Origin of the sequence: Aureimonas sp. AU12 (assembly GCF_001463705.1) — a bacterium.
In the GTDB taxonomy this organism is placed as follows: Bacteria; Pseudomonadota; Alphaproteobacteria; order Rhizobiales; family Rhizobiaceae; genus Aureimonas.
Genome location: NZ_BBWH01000083.1, coordinates 1 through 234 on the forward strand (window position 1 = coordinate 1; position 234 = coordinate 234).

Below are 234 nucleotides of genomic sequence, written 5' to 3' on the forward strand. Positions count from 1 at the left end.
GCTTCGGCGACTACCGTGTGCATGGCGGCGTGATGACCGCGACGGGCTACAACGATTACCTGGCCCGCATCACGAGGCGCATCACCGAGGCCATCACCCTGACCGAAGCGACCGGCAGCTCGACGAAGTTCGCCAACGCCAACCGCTTTCCCTACATCCAGATCAACCGAGCCGAGATGGCCGAAGGCATCGACGCCTATATCCGGACGCACCTGTTCGGACGCGCTTTCGATC

1 protein-coding gene is annotated in these 234 nt (G+C 62.8%); it reads left to right on the forward strand.

Annotated features, from left to right (window positions below; translation table 11 throughout):
• Nucleotides 1–32 precede the first annotated feature (32 nt).
• Nucleotides 33–234: hypothetical protein (locus tag AUL33_RS21410; protein ID WP_244492386.1), on the forward strand; the 202-nt coding region annotated here is incomplete at its 3' end.